Source organism: Pseudomonas sp. S2_E01 (assembly GCF_054668365.1).
The window spans coordinates 3,037,640-3,055,072 of record NZ_CP162762.1 but is presented as its reverse complement, the minus strand read 5'-3'; the positions used below and the strand labels follow the sequence as shown (position 1 = coordinate 3,055,072).

Here is a 17,433-nt window from a genome sequence, read left to right as displayed (position 1 = left end):
ATCATGATCCGACTCAAACAATCCCTGATGGATGCCGTGCGCGCATCCTGGCTGTACGTCCTGGTGTTGGCGACCATGTTGTTTTTGGTGCTGCCGACGCTGATCGTGATTCCCATGTCGCTGTCCGATGCGCGCTACCTGAGCTTTCCGCCCAAGTCGCTGAGTATCGAGCCGTTCTTCAGCTACTTCGCCTCCCTGGAGTGGCGCAGCGCGACGGCGGTGTCGCTGATCACCGCGACCCTGACCATGGTGCTGGCCACCACACTGGGCACGGCAGCGGCGTACTCGTTGCACGTCACCCAGTCGCGGTTGTCCGGCGTCCTGCGCGGCCTGTTGATGGCACCGATGATCGTGCCCACGATCTTCATCGCCATCGGCCTGTTTTTTGTCTATGCCCGCATGGACATGAACAACACCATCCCGGGGCTGGTGCTGGCGCACACGCTGCTGGCGCTACCCTATGTCGTGATCAACGTCAGCGCCGGCCTGCGCAGCTATGACATGACCCAGGAACAAGCCGCATGCATTCTCGGCGCGACCCGGCTGCGGGCTTTCTTTGACGTGACGCTGCCGCAGATCCGCTTCTCGGTGATCGCCGCCGCCATGTTCGCCTTTGCCATTTCCCTGGATGAGGCCGTGATCTCGCTGTTCATCAGTGGTGGCGACAGCTCCACCCTGACCAAACGGATGTTCAGCTCGCTGCGCTCGGAAATCGATCCGCTCATCGCAGTGGTGGCGACGTTGATGACGCTGCTGTCGATTACGATGCTGTGCATCAGCATCATGGCCCAGCGCAAAGCGAAGAGGGCGGCGGCATGAGTCGCATCAACCTGCGGCTCGGGCATGCCAGCAGCGAAGTGATCGAGTTCTTCTGGAACGGTCGCCCGGTGCAAGGGCGTCAAGGCGAAAGCCTGGCTACGGCGTTGCTGGCCAACGGCATCAAGGTGTTGGCCTGGACGCGAAAATCCCACCGTCCGTTGGGCTACTCGGGCAATTACGTGAGCGGGGTGCTTGCTCGGGTGGACGGGGTGCCTAACGTACGCCTGGATCTGTTCCCGGTGGCGGCCGGGGTGCGGGTCGAGATGCAGAACTGCTGGCCGAGCCCGGCGTTCGATGTGTTGCGCCTGTCACGGCTGATTCCGTCGAGCTGGATTCAGGGCGGTTTCGAACACACCAACCTGGTGCCCAGCGGCACGGCGTTGTTTCAGCGCTGGGAAGCGATACTGGCGTTTCTTGCAGGGTCGGCCAAGCCGGCCACCTCTACCGGGGAGGTGGCGGTACCGCCAGCGCGCCGTTTGAGTGCCGACCGCCTGGTGATCGGTGGCGGGCCTGCCGGGTGTGCGGCGGCCAACGAGGCGGCAGCGCAAGGGCTGGATGTGGTGCTGGTCACCCGTGGCCATGGCCTGGCGCGTTACGCCCACGCAGCCGGCCAGGCACGGCCAGCCTTGGATGAGCGGGTGACGCTGGTCACGGGCGTCGAGGTGTTTGGTGCCTACCGCGAAGGCGAATTGCTGTTAGGCGCGCCCCACGACCCGCGCCAGGGTGCCTTGGCGCTGGAGGCCGAGACAATTGTCCTGGCCACCGGACGCCGTCCATGCCCGCCGGTAATCCCCGGTATGTGGCTGCCGGGGGTGATAGAGGCGCGCACCGCGCTGATCATGGCCAGCGAGCAGGCGGTGGCACCGGGCGAGCGGGTGGTCGTGGTCGGCAATGGCGACCAGGAGGCATTGGCCAGCCGCCTGCGCCAGTTGGGCGTGAATGTGGTCGCGGCGCGGCCGGTAGGCGATTTGCGCCGGGTGGCGGGGCGCAGCCGGGTCAACGCGGCGTACTTCGCCGAGCGTATTGCCTGCGACGCGCTGGTGCATTCCGGGCCGTGGCTGGCAGAAGCCAGTCTGACCTTCCAGAGCCGCGCCGAAGGCTTGCTGCAGTTGCGCGAACAACACCCTTGCCGTTGGCAGGTGGTGGGGTCTGCCAGCGAGCACGATCAGCCCTTGCCGGTGGCGACGTCCTCGTCTCATCACGCCTTGTTGTGCCCCTGCTTCGACGTGTCCAGCCATGAAGTGCAGGCGTTGATCGAGCAGGGCATCACCGACCTGGAAGTGATCAAACGCCTGACCTCCTGCGGCATGGGCCCTTGTCAGGGGCAACCCTGCTGGGATTCACTGCGCGCACTGGTCAGTGCCCGAAGCGGCATCGCCCTGGAGCTGTTAGCCAGGCCGACGCTGCGCCCGCCACGCCGAGCCCTGAGCGTTGCTCAGGCCGCCGGCCTGGCCGATGTCGTTGAGCCTTTGCAATGAATGCACTTAAACCTTTGCCTGCCAAGGCCTCGATCATAATTGTCGGCGCGGGGATTCAGGGCCTGTCGCTGGCGTTCAATCTGTCGGAGCTGGGTGTGCGCGACATTCTCGTGCTAGACGCCGGTTACTGGCAGGGCGGTGCCTCGGGGCGCAACGGCACGCTGATTCGTGGCGCGTTCAGCTCGCCTGAATGGACGCGTTTCTTCGCTCATTCCTGCGAACTGTGGCAGGGCTTGTCCAAACGCCTGGGCCAAAACGTCATGTATTCGCGCCGGGGCTACACCATGGTGGGCGAGCGCAGCGCCACGGCCGAACTGCTCGACCGCACGCTGGCCGTGCACAAGGAATGCGGTATCCACTCCAGCCTGCTGACACCCGGTCAGTTGCGCGAGGTGCTGCCGGCCCTGGCTCATGGGCGGGTGAGCGCGGCGCTGCATCTGCCCGACAGTGGCGTGGCGCCGCACCACGCGGCCATGCATGCCTATCGCCAGGCGTGCGAGGCGAGGGGGGTGAGCATTCACTACCGCACGCCCGTCACCGCCATTGATCAGAGCGCCGGGCGCATTGGCGGGGTACGCGTCGGCGACCAGCGCATTGCCAGCGACACCCTGGTGCTGGCCGGGGGCGCCGAGAGCAATGCCCTGGCGCAGATGGCCGGGGTGCCGCTGGATGGCTATCCGATGCGCCTGGAAGCCATGGCGCTGGAACCTACGCGGCCCTTGATCGGACCCGCCGTGGCGTTGCTGGATCGGCTTTGCTACATGCACCAGACTGCTCGTGGAGAAGTGGTGGGTGGCGCCGAAGTGGCTGAGCGCCCGCAACACACCCTCAATGCCGACGTGCCGGTGATGGCTGCCACCGCTCGGGCGTACCTGGAGATGTTCCCGCAGTTGGGGCATGCGCGGATCTTGCGTCAGTGGGCGGGTTTGGTGCATATCTCCAAGGATTTCGGGCCGCTGTTGGGGGCCCATCATGCGTTGCCGGGTTTGTTCGTCAGTGCGGGCTGGTGTTATGGCCACGCGGGCGCCCCGGCTGCCGGCGAACTGTTGGCCAAGGCCATTGTCAGCGGGCAGGTGGACGAGCGTATGCGCCCGTTCGCCGTGGACCGATTCGAGCGAAACCAGCCAGTCGTAGAACCTGGCATCGTGTTGAGTCATTTCGAATGACTTGCAAAAAAACGGGTACCGTACGGACCCTTGAACCAGCACAACCCCAAACGCACCGTGATGCGTATGCCGATGCGGCAGAATAAGGAAAAATCCATGAGCTCCCTGGAAGACTCACCACTTTTCATCACTGCTTTGTCGAAGGGGCTCGCCATCCTGACGGCGTTCCGAGCCGGGCGGCCGAGCATGAGCCTGGTCGAGCTGGCCGAGCACACGGGGCTGAACAAAAGCACTGTGCAGCGTTCTGCCTTCACCCTTGAGGCGCTGGGCTATCTCTACAAGGAGCCGGTGACCAAGCGTTTTCGCCTGGCGCCCAAGTCGCTGGATCTGGGCACCGGTTATCTGCAGACCAGCGAGCTGATCGAGCGCGCAAATCCGTACCTGCATGAACTCAACCGCAATGTCGAGGAAAGCTGCAACCTGCTTGAGCCCTGCGGACTGGACATGCTCTATGTGGCTCGCTTTCCCAGCCACAAACAGATCGCCATTCACATGCCGCTGGGCCGGCATCTGCCGATGTACTGCACCTCGGCGGGGCGTGCGTACCTGGCCGCGCTGCCCGAAGCCGAGTCGGACGCGATCCTGGTGGCCTCCGAGCGCCAGGGCTACACCGCCAGCACCGTCACGGAGCTGGACCAACTGCGCGCGCTGGTCGCCGAAGCCCGCAACGCCGGTTACGCCTACGCCCAGGAAGAATACTTTGCGGGTGACATCAGTGTTGCCGCTGCCGTGGTCAATGCCGATGGTTACCCACTGGGTGCCGTGAACATTTCCGTACCGTTCAGCCGCTGGAGCCTTGAAGAGGCGCGCAGCCAACTGGCGCCCAAAGTGATCAACACCGCACGGACCATTTCCAGCGCAACGCGCAGTTTACGCCCCGTGGGCTAAAACCCCGGGGTAACCCTTTCACCCGCACACCCTGCTGCCGGCCCTGGCCTGCGGTATAGGTGCGCGATTGCCCGAAATCCGGGCGCACGTTTAAGGAGACAGTGATGAGTGAGACCATGAAAGCTGCTGTCCTGCACGCGGTAGGTGAACCGCTGCGGATCGAGCAGGTGCCGATCCCGCAGCCGGGGCCCGGTGAAATCCTGATTCGTATCGCGGCCTGTGGCGTGTGCCACAGCGACCTGCATGCCGTTGACGGCGACTGGTCTGCATTGCCCACTTTGCCTCTAATTCCCGGCCATGAAATCACCGGGCATGTGGTTGCCCACGGCCAGGACGTCAGTGAACCGCCACTCGGCGCGGCCGTTGGCATGCCGTGGATGTACAGCGCGTGTGGCACCTGCGAGTTCTGCCTGGGTGGCATGGAAACCATCTGCGCGCGCCGCGAATCCACGGGTTACAGCAAGCAGGGCGGGTATGCCGAATACATGGTCGCGCCGGCCGCCTTTGTCGCCACCCTCGAACCGGGCGTCGATCTGTACGCCCTGGCGCCGATCCTGTGCGCCGGCGTCACCACGTACCGAGGCCTGACGCGCTCCCGTGCCCGACCAGGGCAGTGGGTGGCGGTCATGGGTATCGGCGGTCTGGGCCATGTGGCGGTGCAGTACGCCATCGCCATGGGGCTGCGGGTGGCGGCCATCGATGTGTCCGCCGACAAGCTGGAACTGGCGCGCAGCTATGGCGCCGAGTGCTTGGTGAACGCCCTCGACAATCCGGTGGAAACCCTCAAGCAGCAGATCCCGGGTGGCGTCCATGCCGTGCTGGTCACGGCCACTGCCAATGCGGCCTTCGAACAGTCAGTGAAGATGCTGCGCCCCGGCGGCACGGCGGTCTTCATCGGCTTGCCCGGTGGCGATGCCGATACCGTGCGCGCCTCGATTTCCAGCATCAGCGGCTGGGAGCTGTCGATCACCGGTTCCAACATCGGCACGCGCCAGGACCTCAACGACGCGGTGGCCTTCGCCGCCCGTGGCCAGGTCAAGGCGCAGGTCAACCTCGAGCGCCTGGAAGACATCAACGACATCTTTGCACGCATGCGCCAGGGCCAGTTGGTCGGCCGCACCGTGCTGAAAATTGCCTGACCCCTTCACTTTCCCAATAGGAATTACGTATGACCATCACTCGCCTTCAACCCAACCCAGGTCTGCTCAGCCACGCGCTGGTGCACAACGGTATCGTCTACATCACCGGCCAGGTGCCCGCTGACCGTACCCAGGATATCGCCGGGCAGACTGCCCAGGTGCTGGCGCGGATCGATGCGCTGCTGGCCGAGGCAGGCTCCGACAAATCGCACATCCTGTTCGCGCAGATCTGGCTCAAGCATGCCGTGCAGGATTTTGCCGCCATGAACGCCGTATGGCGTGAGTGGATCCCGCAGGACGCATTGCCAGCCCGGGCTACGGTTGAAGCCAACATGGCGGCGGACAACATCCTCGTGGAAATCGCCCTGCAGGCAGCGGTCAAGGCCTGATCGGCCGGTTGAACAGCCGACTTTCGGCATCGGAGAATATGTATGAGCAGTATCGTTCCTCATCTCATCAACGGCGTGCGGGTCCAGGGCACCGGGCGCACCGCGGATGTCTACAACCCGTCCACGGGCGCGGTGATCAAGCAAGTAGCGCTGGCCGATGCGGCCACTTTGCAGCAAGCCATTGATGCCGCGAAAGCCGCGTTCCCGGCGTGGCGCAACACGCCGCCGGCCAAACGCGCGCAGGTCATGTACCGCTTCAAGCAATTGCTGGAGCAAAACGAAGCTGCCATTGCCGCGATGATCAGCGAAGAGCACGGCAAGACCCTGGAAGACGCGGCCGGCGAACTCAAGCGCGGCATCGAAAACGTGGAGTTCGCCTGTGGCGCACCGGAGCTGCTCAAGGGTGACTACAGCCGCAATGTCGGCCCGCACATCGACGCCTGGACCGACCTGCAACCGGTGGGGGTGGTAGCCGGCATCACGCCGTTCAACTTCCCCGCCATGGTGCCGCTGTGGATGTATCCGCTGGCCATCGTCTGCGGCAACTGTTTCATCCTCAAGCCTTCCGAGCGCGACCCCAGTTCCACCCTGCGCATCGCTGAACTGCTGATCGAAGCCGGCCTGCCGGCCGGGGTCATGAGCGTGGTGCATGGCGACAAGGAAGCGGTCGATGGCCTGATTGAATCGCCGCACGTCAAGGCACTGAGCTTTGTCGGCTCCACACCCATCGCCGAATACATCTACAGTGAAGGCACCAAACGCGGCAAGCGCGTGCAGGCCCTCGGCGGGGCGAAAAACCACGCGGTGCTGATGCCCGACGCCGACCTCGATAATGCCGTCGGTGCGCTGATGGGGGCGGCCTATGGCTCGTGCGGTGAGCGCTGCATGGCGTTGTCCGTGGCGGTCTGCGTGGGCGATGCGATTGCCGATGCCCTGGTGGAAAAACTGGTGCCGCAGGTGCGGGCCTTGAAGATCGGGGCGGGCACATCGTGCGGCCTGGACATGGGACCGCTGGTGACCGGCGCTGCGCGGGACAAGGTCAAGGGCTACATCGACGCCGGTGTGGCCCAGGGCGCCACGCTGCTGGTGGACGGTCGCGACCTGGTGGTTACCGGCCATGAAAACGGCTTTTTCGTCGGGGGCACGCTGTTCGACCGCGTGACCGCGCAGATGAGCATCTACACCGACGAGATTTTCGGCCCGGTGTTGTGCATCGTCCGCGTGCCGAGCCTGGAAGCGGCGATGAAGTTGATCAACGACCACGAATACGGCAACGGCACCTGCATCTTCACCCGCGACGGTGAGGCGGCGCGCTTGTTCTGCGACGAGATTGAAGTGGGCATGGTCGGCGTCAACGTACCGTTGCCGGTGCCGGTCAGCTACCACAGCTTTGGTGGCTGGAAGCGTTCCCTGTTCGGCGACCTGCATGCCTACGGCCCCGACGGCGTGCGTTTTTATACCCGCAAGAAAGCCATTACCCAGCGCTGGCCACGCCGTGCCAGCCATGAAGCCGCGCAGTTCGCGTTCCCCAGCAACGCTTAAGTGGCGCCTGCCGCGTGGGGCTCTCACGCGGCTTTCGACTTATCGTGGAGACAAACATGAACAATGCACTGAAGTTTTACATCGACGGCCAGTGGGTAGCTGCCGAGTCCGGCAATACCCTGGATGTGATCGATCCTTCCACCGAACAGGCCTTTATCAAAATCGCCGTGGGTGATAGCCGGGATGTCGACAAGGCGGTAGTGGCTGCCGCCCGGGCCTTCCCGGCGTTCTCGGGTAAATCGGTTGCCGAACGTCTGGCCTTGCTCAAGGAAATCCTGCGGGTGTACAACCTGCGCTACGAGGATCTGGTCAAGGCCGTCAGCCAGGAAATGGGCGCACCGCTGCATTTCGCCCGTGATGCGCAGATCTGGAGTGGCCGCGCGCACCTCGAGTCAACCATTAGCGCCCTGGAAAACTTCCCGTTCAGCGAACAGCACGGCACCACCCATGTCGTGCGCGAAGCCATTGGCGTGTGCGCCCTGATCACGCCGTGGAACTGGCCGCTGAACCAGATCGTTTGCAAGGTGGCCCCGGCCATTGCCGCCGGCTGCACCGTGGTGCTAAAACCCAGCGAAATCGCGCCGCTGACCGGCATCATCTTTGCCGAGATCCTCCATGAAGCAGGCGTGCCGGCAGGCGTATTCAACCTGCTCAACGGCACCGGCCCCGATGTGGGCCAGCACATGGCGAGCCACCCGAAAGTGGACATGGTGTCTTTCACCGGCTCGACCCGCGCCGGCATCATCGTCGCCAAGACTGCGGCGGATACCGTCAAGCGCGTGGCCCAGGAGCTGGGCGGCAAGTCAGCCAACATCCTGCTTGAGGACGCCGACCTCGACGTGGCGGTGGCCAAGGGCGTGCAGGGCTGTTTCTCCAACTCGGGGCAATCCTGCGACGCACCGACCCGCATGCTCGTACCGGCCGCGCTGCATGCCCGCGCCCTGGAGATCGCCAAAGAGACCGCCGAGCAACTGGTCACCGGCAGCCCGCTGGACGAAAAAACCAACCTGGGTCCGGTGATCAGCGAAGCACAGTTCAACAAGATCCAGGGGCTGATCGCCACCGGGATCGAAGAGGGCGCCACGCTGGTGGCCGGCGGCCTGGAACGACCTGAGGGGTTGGACAAGGGCTACTACGTGCGTCCTACCGTGTTTGGCCATGTCACGCCGCAGATGACCATCGCTCGCGAAGAAATCTTCGGCCCCGTGCTGTCGATCATGCCCTATGAAACGCTGGAACAGGCCATCGAAATCGCCAACGACACGGTCTACGGCCTGGCGGCCTACGTGCAGTCCCAGGACCTCGAAAAAGCCCGCGCCGTTGCCGGGCGCATGCGGGCGGGTTCGGTGTACCTGAACTATCCGAGCTGGGACACCTTTGCTCCGTTTGGTGGTTATAAGCAGTCGGGTAATGGCCGTGAGTATGCGGGCTGGGGGATTCACGACTTCCTGGAAATCAAGGGCGTAGTGGGTTGGGGGAATTGATTGGGCGGGGGTGACAGGCTTCCCGTGTGATCGTTGACCCCCATCGCGAATGAATTCGCTCCTACAGGTCCTGTGGTGCCCCTGTAGGAGCGAGCATGCTCGCGATGGATTCACAACCACTGCGGGGTATCAGGCAGCCCGGCCGATAATTGTCGGATTTCCTGAGATGCGCGAATAAATGACGTGGGGGAAGGGCCATGGTGTGAGTCGTACTGATGGAAGGGGTATTACGGTATCGTATGACGACGACCTTGGGTTCTCTGACCAGCCATTTAATCGCCACCGACAGGACGTCACCATGCGCAAGGATTACCTGGCATTTTTTACTTCACTGTTCCTGTCGAGGCTGGCCGACCAGATCCTGCTGTTCATCGTGCCGCTGGTGGTGTTCCAGACCACGCAAAGCGCGTCCTGGGCAGGGCTGGCGTTTTTTGCCGAGTCGCTTCCGCGCTTTCTTGCGTTCCCGGTCTGCGGGGCATTGTGCGACAAATTCGCGCCCACCCGGATTCTGCACATCAGCCAGGTCTATCGCGCTTTGCTGTGTGCGGTGGCAGTGGTCTTGTACCTGGTATTTGGCGGCATCGCCTGGCTGGTGGTCCTGTCGGCACTGTGCGGGGTACTGACCACCCAGGGCATCATGGCCCGTGAAGTGTTGATGCCGCAGATCTTCCAGCACTACAGCTACACCAAGACCTTGTCCTACTCACAAATCGCCGACCAGACCGGGCTGGTGCTCGGGCCGCTGCTGGCGGCGCTGTTGCTGGAACTCTGGGCGTGGCACTGGGCGGTGGCGTGGGTCGCCGTGTTGTTCCTGTTGGCCGACCTGGGCATGCGGGTGTGGCAACGATTCAGCGGTATCACGCTGGAGGTGTTCGAGCAGCATCAGGACATCTGGGTGCAACCGCTGCGTATCGCCTTTGGGCATATTGGCGAGCGCAAGGAACTGAAAAAGATCATCACCCTGGCCGTCGGCGTCAACCTGATCATCGGGGGGACCCTGGCCACCTCGGCCGCCATGGTGATCGGCCAGTTCAGCGCGGGCAAGGACGGCTACGCCGGACTCCAGGCGGCCGGCGCCGGGGTGACCATCGTCATTCTGTTCTTTCTCGCCCGAGTGGCGCTGCCCCTGAGGCTCATGGGCAGCATCGGGTACTTGATGATCGCCGCAGGCGGCTTGATCTGTGCGCTGAGTCCGAGCCTTGGCTTATATATGGCGGGCTTCCTGCTGATCGTTGGGTTCGACAAGATGTTCAACGTCTATATGCGCACGATTCGTCAGCGCGTGATTCCTACACAGGATTTTGGCAAGACGGTTGGGGTGATTACATTGCTCAATAACCTTTCGCAGCCGTTGGCCGGTTTGCTGGTGGCGTTGTTGGCGACGACGCTGGGGGTGCAGGGGGTGGTGTTGTTTCTGACGCTGCTGGCGGTGGTGTTGGGGGTGGCGGTGCTGGTTTGGGCGACGAGGGTTGGCGGTGAGGGGGAGACGGCGCAGTGTCTGGTTTCCAGTGTTATCGTTGACGACCATCGCGAATAAATTCGCTCCTACAGATGTCCGCATTCCCCTGTAGGAGCGAGCACGCTCGCGATGGACTGAAGAACACCGCGGGGTGTCAGGCTTCCCGCGTTATCGTTGACGACCATCGCGAATAGATTCGCTCCTACAGATGTCCGCATTCCCCTGTAGGAGCGAGCACGCTCGCGATGGACTGAAGAACACCGCGGGGTGTCAGGCTTCCCGCGTTATCGTTGACGACCATCGCGAATAGATTCGCTCCTACAGATGTCCGCATACACCTGTAGGGGCGTAGGTGATGGAATTTTACTCCACCGCCTCGACCACCCCCTGATCCTCACCCAGGAATCCGCCGCTCTGGTGCTGCCACAGGCGTGCATAGGTGCCGTTTTTCGCCAGCAGTTCAGCGTGGGTGCCTTGTTCGATGATGCGCCCGTCGTCCATGACAATCAGCCGATCCATGGCCGCGATGGTCGAGAGCCGGTGGGCGATGGCGATCACGGTCTTGCCTTGCATCATCTCGTCGAGGCTTTCCTGGATGGCCACTTCGACTTCCGAGTCCAGGGCACTGGTGGCTTCGTCCAGTAGCAGGATCGGTGCATTCTTGAGCATCACCCGGGCGATCGCCACGCGCTGACGCTGGCCGCCCGACAACTTGATGCCACGCTCGCCCACCAGGGTGTCATAACCGCTGTGGCCCTGCGGGTCCGTCAACTGATTGATGAACCCGTCGGCCTGCGCGTTGATGGCGGCACGGCGGATCTGTTCGTCGGTGGCGTCGGGTCGACCATAGGCGATGTTGTCACGAATGGAGCGGTGCAGCAGGGACGTGTCCTGCGTGACCATGCCGATGGTGCTGCGCAGGCTGTATTGCGTTACGTGGGCGATGTCCTGTCCATCAATGCTGATCTCGCCTTCGTCCACGTCGTAAAAACGCAGCAGCAGGTTGATCAGCGTGGATTTACCGGCACCGGAGCGGCCCACCAAACCGATTTTCTCGCCCGGGCGGATGTGCAGGCTCAAACCATCGAGCACCTGGCGTTCGCCGTTGTAGTTGAAACTCACATTGTCGAAGCTTACCGCGCCGCCAGAGGGCACCAGCGCCTTGGCGTCCGGTGCATCCTGCACCTTGGGACCCTGGGTCAAGGTGGCCATGCCGTCCTGTACGGTGCCGATACTTTCGAACAGCGAGGTCATCTGCCACATGATCCAGTGAGACATGCCATTGATCCGCAGTGCCATGGCCGTGATCGCCGCCACGGCCCCCGCGCCGACTTCGCCTTGGTGCCACAGCCACAGGGCATAGCCGCCAGCACCGAGGATCAGGCCCACTACCAGCGCCTGGTTAACGATTTCGAACTGGCTGACCAGGCGCATCTGGCGAAAACCGGTCTGCTTGAAGTCTTCCATCGCCGCACGCGCAAAATGCGCTTCGCGCCTGGAGTGCGAGAACAGTTTCACGGTGGTGATGTTGGTGTAGGCGTCCGAGATGCGCCCGGTCATCGAAGACCGGGCGTTGGCCTGTTCCTGGCCGACCTGGCCCAGGCGCGGCACGAAATACAACATTGCCAGTGAGAACAGCGCGATCCAGCCAATGAACGGCAACATCAGTTTCAGGGCGAAGCCGCCCGCCAGGGCGATGATCGCGATGAAATAGACACCGATGCCCGGCAGGATCTCGATGAGGGTGAACAGCACTTCGCGAACGGCCAGCGCGGTCTGCATCACCTTGGTGGTGACCCGACCCGAAAACTCATCGGAAAAAAATGAAAGGCTTTGCCGCAGCATCAGGCGGTGGAAGTCCCAGCGCAGGCGCAGTGGCAGGTTGATCGCCAGAATCTGGTGCTGGACCATGGTGCGCAGCGCCACCAGCCCGATGCTGGTGACCAGCACGATCCCGATGCCCCACAACACGCGGCTTTCCTGCATGTTGACTTCGCCGCCTGCCTTCCAGCTCGATAAGAGGTCCACGACCTGTCCGAGGAAGGAAAACAGCCAGGCTTCGTAAATCGACACGGCCGCGCTCAGCAGCGCAAACGCGAGGACGTAGCCGCGAGCACCTCGGGTACAGGCCCATAAAAAACGAGCCAGGCCGACCGGTGGCGGTGGAAGCTCGTCGGGTGGGAAAGGGTCGAGTCTTCGTTCAAACACACGAAGCATTGAGGTTCTCCTGAATGATCAATTGAGGATTTTGCCATTTAACGCGGGCTTTGAGGGTTCGAGAGTCCAGTGCGCCGCCGCGTTCAACCGCAAACATGAGAAGCTGTTTTTTCACGTCATTCGCCGATGGCATCATCAGGGTGTCCCGGGCTTTTCGGCGCCCAGCGCCTGGATTCGGTGATGCTCCACCAGGAAGTCCACAAATACGCGTACCCGGGCGGGCATGGCCGCCCCCCCCACGAACACCGCATGAATCGGTTCCCGATCACCAGGGTTCCAGTCTTCCAGAAGGGCCACCAGCTCACCGCGTTGCAGGTCCTCGGCGACCGTGAACGCGCCGATACGTGCGATACCGGCACCTAATCGAGCCAGTTGTGCGAGCGCCTCGCCACTGCTGCATTCGATGTTGCCGTTGATCTTCAGGGAGAACTCATGGCCGTCCCGGGCGAACGGCCAGTCGGGCTGGGCGCGGCGAAAGTTGAAGCGCAGGCAGTTGTGGCGCAACAGGTCTGGCGGTTCCTGCGGCGTGCCATGGCGCTGCAGGTATTGCGGCGACGCTACCACGACCTGGCCGGTTTCGCCGATCCGGCGTGCCGTCAGGGGGCTGTCTGGAAGAACGCCAAAGCGCACCGCCACGTCGGCCTGGCCGGCGAGAATGTCGACCACCTCATCGCCCAGGGTCAGATCAACAACGATGTTCGGATATCGGGAGCTGAACGCGGCCACCAGGGGCACGATGGCCATCCTGCCGTGGCCGAGGGCGGCACTCACGCGCAGCCGTCCCTGGGGGACACCTTGATCAGCGATGGCTTCTTCGACTTCGGCCATGTCCGCCAGAATTCTCCGAGCGCCTCGTAAGTAGGCCTCGCCCTCGGCAGTGAAGGTGATCGCCCGGGTTGTGCGAAGCAACAGGCGAGTGCCAAGTCGCTGCTCGGTGCGCGCGATGACGCGGCTGACCGCCGAGGGTGTCAGCCCCAGGGCGCGCGCCGCCGCTGACAAGCTGCCTTCCTCTGCAACGGTGACGTACACCGCCATTTCACCCGACCGGCCGTTGATATCCATTTGTGCCTCGTGCGCAAAGGTGTTTGCCAGAAAGGCCATCTTCTGGTCTGAAAAAACACATTGTAACCTTTGCGGCATAAATGAGGACCTTGCCATGCGTATAAACCTACCCCTTGTAGCTCTTGCCACGGGTGCCTTCGGCATCGGTGTGACTGAATTCGCCCCCATGGGCATGTTGCCCGGTATCGCTGCCGACCTGGGCGTCTCCATTCCTGCCGCAGGCCTGCTGGTCAGCGCCTATGCCGTGGGGGTGTTGCTTGGCGCGCCTCTGATGACGCTGACCACCGGGAAGATTCCCCGGCGCCATCTGCTGATCGGGCTGATGGCCATTTTTACCCTGGGCAACTTGATGTCAGCCATGGCCACCGATTACTACAGCCTGCTGATCGCCCGCGTCGTGACTTCGCTCAATCACGGCGCGTTCTTTGGCGTAGGTTCCATCGTCGCCGCCAGCGTGGTTGCGCCGGACAAGCGCGCCGGGGCGGTTGCCGCCATGTTCATGGGCCTGACGCTGGCCACCATCGGCGGTGTGCCGCTGGCGACCTGGTTGGGTGAACAGCTCGGCTGGCGGACCGCGTTCTGGGGCATCGCCGGATTGGGTGTGGTGACCATGGCTGCGTTGTGGTTCGCTTTGCCCAACCTGCCGCTACCCAAAGGTGGTGGCGTGCTCGCCGAAATCCGCGTCTTGCGCCGTGGCCCGGTCTTGGCCGCGCTGGCGTTGACCGTCGTGGGTTCGGGCGCCATGTTTACCGTCTTCACGTATATCGCGCCTATCCTCAGCAGTGAGACCCACGCCTCGACCCCATTCATCACCGCCATGCTGGTGCTGTTCGGAGTGGGTTTGACCCTGGGGAATATCTGGGGCGGCAAGGCGGCAGATCGCTCCATCGACCGCACCCTGATCATCTCGCTGAGCGCGCTGATCATCGTTTTGCTGGCGTTCACGGTCCTGATGCGCTGGCCGCTGACGGCTGCCATCAGCATCGTTATCTGGGGTGTTGCCAGCTTCGCCTTGGTGCCGCCGTTGCAGATGCGCGTGATGGAAGCCGCCAAGGACGCCCCCAACCTGGCCTCGGCCGTGAACATCGGGGCGTTCAACCTCGGTAATGCGATCGGTGCCGCGCTCGGCGGAGCCGTGATCAACGCAGGCCTGGGTTATCCGGCGATCTCCCTGGCGGGTGCTGCGATGGCTGGCCTGGGGTTGCTGATGGTGCTGGTTCTTGCCAGTCGTGCCACCACCCAGGATCCTGCGCCAACCACCTTGGAATCAGCCAATACGCCCTCATAACATGGCTACCACCCACGTTGCCGAGAGGAACGAAAGATCATGACCAGTCAAACCGAAACCGCCATTCTGGCTGGTGGCTGCTTTTGGGGCATGCAGGACCTGCTGCGGCGCTATCCCGGTGTGTTGCACACCCGCGTTGGCTACACCGGCGGTGACGTGCCCAATGCCACTTATCGCAATCACGGCAATCACGCTGAAGCCATCGAGATCGTTTTCGACCCGGCGGTGATCAGCTATCGGCAGATCCTGGAGTTCTTCTTCCAGATACACGACCCGAGTACACCCAACCGTCAGGGCAATGACTTGGGCGCCAGTTATCGTTCGGCCATTTACTACCTTAATGAACAGCAACGCGACACCGCCGAAGACACCGCAGCCGACGTCGATGCTTCGAAGCTGTGGCCGGGCAGGGTGGTGACCGAAATCGAACCTGCGGGACCCTTCTGGGAAGCGGAACCTGAACACCAGGATTATCTTGAGCGGATCCCGAACGGTTACACCTGCCATTTCATCCGTCCGAACTGGAAGTTGCCCAAGCGCGGTTGAGTGTCGGTACGCTGAAAGACCCGCGACGGCCGGTGATCCCAACATCGGCTGCTCGCGGGTTTGTGCCATAAAAACGGGCGACTCACTGGACGCCACGAATTTAACGTCAAAAAACAGGTATTTAACGTGTTCTTCGCGGCTGGATTTTTTTCCGGGCGCGAAGTGTTTTGCGCATAAAGTGTCCTAGACTACAGCTGCAGATGCGATGTGCGGGAGCGGCACCTGATGCATGCTGCTGATTAAGACACCCTTCAACGTGCGAAAATAATATGAATAATAATTCCGGAGCAGGCGCTCGGTTAAACGTACTTGATGGGTGGCGTGGCATGAGCATTCTGCTCGTACTGGCGTGTCACCTGTTACCACTTGGCCCAAAGAGTTTGCAGTTGAATGCCGCTGCAGGCGTCATGGGCATGGCTATTTTTTTTACTCTTTCGGGCTTCCTGATCACCAGCTTTCTGCTCAATCACAGTAGCGTTACCGACTTTCTCATCCGCAGGTTCTTTCGGATCGTTCCCCTGGCCTGGTTGTATATGGCAGTCGCGTTATACGTCATGAACAGCTCGCCGGATTTCTACGTCGCCAACTTCCTGTTCGTTGCCAACTGGCCCCCGATGGCCCTTGGAAGTGTGAATGGCCATCTGTGGAGTTTGTGCATGGAGGCGCAGTTCTATGTTGCCATTGCGCTGCTGGTCGTTCTCTTCAGAAACAAGTGGGTCGTGATGATTCCTTGTCTGTGCATCGCCGTTACCCTTTACCGTGTGATAAATGATGTCCACGTTGCGATCAATACCTATTACCGAATCGATGAGATATTGACGGGTTGCATACTTGCAATGATTTATCACAAGGGGCTGGGCGGCGCACTTGTAAAAGAACCGAGAAAGATTGGGGTCGCGCAAGTACTGTTACTTCTCCTGTTCCTGGTGTCCTGTCACCCGGAGGGCGGTTTCATGAATTACTTGCGCCCTTATTTTGCCGCCGCGTTGGTGGGGAGTACATTGCTCAATAGTTCAGCGCGTATTAACCAGCTCTTGAATCATCGCATTCTCTTTTACATCGCCACCATCTCTTATGCGCTTTACGTCGTTCATCCACTGCTGGCGGACACCTGGCTGGGTAGCGGAGATACGGTGATTAAATATTTGAAGCGACCTTTGTTGTTTGGTGCCATTTTCCTCGTGGCGCATATCTCGACCTTTTATTATGAAAAATGGTGGATTGCGTTCGGGAAGACCTTGTCGAGGAAAGTGGCGAGTCAATCTGTCGCAACGTGAACGCCAATTAGCTGCCCGTGCCGTTTTCGGGATCATTCATCCGCACGCTGGCGAACGTCGATTCGTTGCGCGCGTGGTAGGCAGCCCGCGTTATCGTTGACGACCATCGCGAGCAAGCTCCCTCCCACAGACAACTGCATTCCCCTGTAGGAGCGAGCATGCTCGCGATGGAGGCCCATACACCGCTGTGTGCCAGGCAACCCGCGTTATCGTTGACGACCATCGCGAGCAAGCCCGCTCCCGCAGACAACCGCATTCCCCTGTAGGAGCGAGCATGCTCGCGATGGAGGCCCAGGCACCGCTGTGTGCCAGGCAATCCGCGTTATCGTTCACGACCATCGCGAGCAAGCTCGCTCCTACAGCTAACCGCGATCCCTTGTAGGAGCGAGCTTGCTCGCGATGGAGGCCCAGGCACCGCTGTGTGCCAGGCTTCCCGCGTTATCGTTGACGACCATCGCGAGCAAGCTCGCTCCTACAGCTAACCGCGATCCCCTGTAGGAGCGAGCTTGCTCGCGATGGAGGCCCAGGCACCGCTGTGTGCCAGGCTTCCCGCGTTATCGTTGACGACCATCGCGAGCAAGCCCGCTCCCACAGACAACCGCATTCCCCTGTAGGAGCGAGCTTGCTCGCGATGGAGGCCCAGGCACCGCTGTGTGCCAGGCAGCCCGCATTATCGTTG

At 62.0% G+C, this 17,433-nt stretch carries 14 protein-coding genes; 12 read left to right on the top strand and 2 right to left on the bottom strand.

Going from position 1 to position 17,433, the window contains the following annotated elements; translation table 11 throughout:
* The first annotated feature begins 3 nt into the window (after positions 1 to 3).
* The 9 genes from AB4O36_RS13950 (at position 4) to AB4O36_RS13910 (ending at position 10,442) form a co-directional block, all read left to right on the top strand.
* Positions 4 to 819: an ABC transporter permease gene (locus AB4O36_RS13950; protein ID WP_460126121.1), complete on the top strand. Its 816-nt coding sequence runs from the start codon at positions 4 to 6 to the stop codon at positions 817 to 819.
* On the top strand, positions 816 to 2,297 hold the full coding sequence (locus AB4O36_RS13945) for a 2Fe-2S iron-sulfur cluster-binding protein (protein WP_460142046.1): 1,482 nt from the start codon (positions 816 to 818) through the stop codon (positions 2,295 to 2,297). Before AB4O36_RS13950 ends, AB4O36_RS13945 begins: the two co-directional genes overlap by 4 nt.
* Positions 2,294 to 3,463, top strand: a complete 1,170-nt coding sequence (locus AB4O36_RS13940; RefSeq protein ID WP_460126117.1) for an NAD(P)/FAD-dependent oxidoreductase — start codon at positions 2,294 to 2,296, stop codon at positions 3,461 to 3,463. Before AB4O36_RS13945 ends, AB4O36_RS13940 begins: the two co-directional genes overlap by 4 nt.
* A 96-nt stretch (positions 3,464 to 3,559) precedes the next feature.
* The gene (locus AB4O36_RS13935; protein WP_460126115.1) at positions 3,560 to 4,351 is read left to right on the top strand and encodes an IclR family transcriptional regulator; all 792 of its coding nucleotides are present in this window, start codon (positions 3,560 to 3,562) and stop codon (positions 4,349 to 4,351) included.
* Between the two features lie 104 nt (positions 4,352 to 4,455).
* The gene (locus AB4O36_RS13930) at positions 4,456 to 5,490 is read left to right on the top strand and encodes a zinc-dependent alcohol dehydrogenase (protein ID WP_460142045.1); all 1,035 of its coding nucleotides are present in this window, start codon (positions 4,456 to 4,458) and stop codon (positions 5,488 to 5,490) included.
* Between the two features lie 29 nt (positions 5,491 to 5,519).
* Positions 5,520 to 5,879 (top strand): RidA family protein, encoded by a 360-nt coding sequence (locus AB4O36_RS13925; protein ID WP_460126112.1) that lies wholly within the window; start codon positions 5,520 to 5,522, stop codon positions 5,877 to 5,879.
* 42 nt (positions 5,880 to 5,921) lie between these two features.
* Complete coding sequence (locus AB4O36_RS13920) at positions 5,922 to 7,421, top strand: CoA-acylating methylmalonate-semialdehyde dehydrogenase (protein WP_460142044.1); 1,500 nt, start codon at positions 5,922 to 5,924, stop codon at positions 7,419 to 7,421.
* Positions 7,422 to 7,477: 56 nt separating this feature from the next.
* Positions 7,478 to 8,905: an aldehyde dehydrogenase family protein gene (locus AB4O36_RS13915; RefSeq protein WP_460126109.1), complete on the top strand. Its 1,428-nt coding sequence runs from the start codon at positions 7,478 to 7,480 to the stop codon at positions 8,903 to 8,905.
* A gap of 298 nt (positions 8,906 to 9,203) precedes the next feature.
* Positions 9,204 to 10,442 (top strand): MFS transporter, encoded by a 1,239-nt coding sequence (locus AB4O36_RS13910; RefSeq protein WP_460142043.1) that lies wholly within the window; start codon positions 9,204 to 9,206, stop codon positions 10,440 to 10,442.
* 285 nt (positions 10,443 to 10,727) lie between these two features.
* Here AB4O36_RS13910 and AB4O36_RS13905 read toward each other — a convergent pair whose 3' ends face one another.
* Positions 10,728 to 12,581 carry an ABC transporter ATP-binding protein gene (locus AB4O36_RS13905; RefSeq protein WP_460142042.1) on the bottom strand — a complete coding sequence of 618 codons (1,854 nt, stop codon included), beginning with the start codon at positions 12,579 to 12,581 and terminating at the stop codon, positions 10,728 to 10,730.
* A 135-nt stretch (positions 12,582 to 12,716) separates the two neighbouring features.
* Positions 12,717 to 13,643: a LysR family transcriptional regulator gene (locus AB4O36_RS13900; RefSeq protein WP_460126107.1), complete on the bottom strand. Its 927-nt coding sequence runs from the start codon at positions 13,641 to 13,643 to the stop codon at positions 12,717 to 12,719.
* Between the two features lie 94 nt (positions 13,644 to 13,737).
* Here AB4O36_RS13900 and AB4O36_RS13895 point away from each other — a divergent pair, with 94 nt between their 5' ends.
* The 3 genes from AB4O36_RS13895 to AB4O36_RS13885 all read left to right on the top strand — a co-directional run bounded on the left by AB4O36_RS13895 (position 13,738) and on the right by AB4O36_RS13885 (position 16,754).
* A complete protein-coding gene (locus AB4O36_RS13895; protein ID WP_460126106.1) occupies positions 13,738 to 14,931 on the top strand; it encodes an MFS transporter in 1,194 nt (397 codons plus the stop codon).
* A gap of 39 nt (positions 14,932 to 14,970) precedes the next feature.
* The gene (gene msrA, locus AB4O36_RS13890; RefSeq protein ID WP_460126104.1) at positions 14,971 to 15,477 is read left to right on the top strand and encodes a peptide-methionine (S)-S-oxide reductase MsrA; all 507 of its coding nucleotides are present in this window, start codon (positions 14,971 to 14,973) and stop codon (positions 15,475 to 15,477) included.
* A gap of 269 nt (positions 15,478 to 15,746) precedes the next feature.
* Complete coding sequence (locus AB4O36_RS13885; protein WP_460126101.1) at positions 15,747 to 16,754, top strand: acyltransferase family protein; 1,008 nt, start codon at positions 15,747 to 15,749, stop codon at positions 16,752 to 16,754.
* The last annotated feature ends 679 nt before the right edge of the window (positions 16,755 to 17,433 follow it).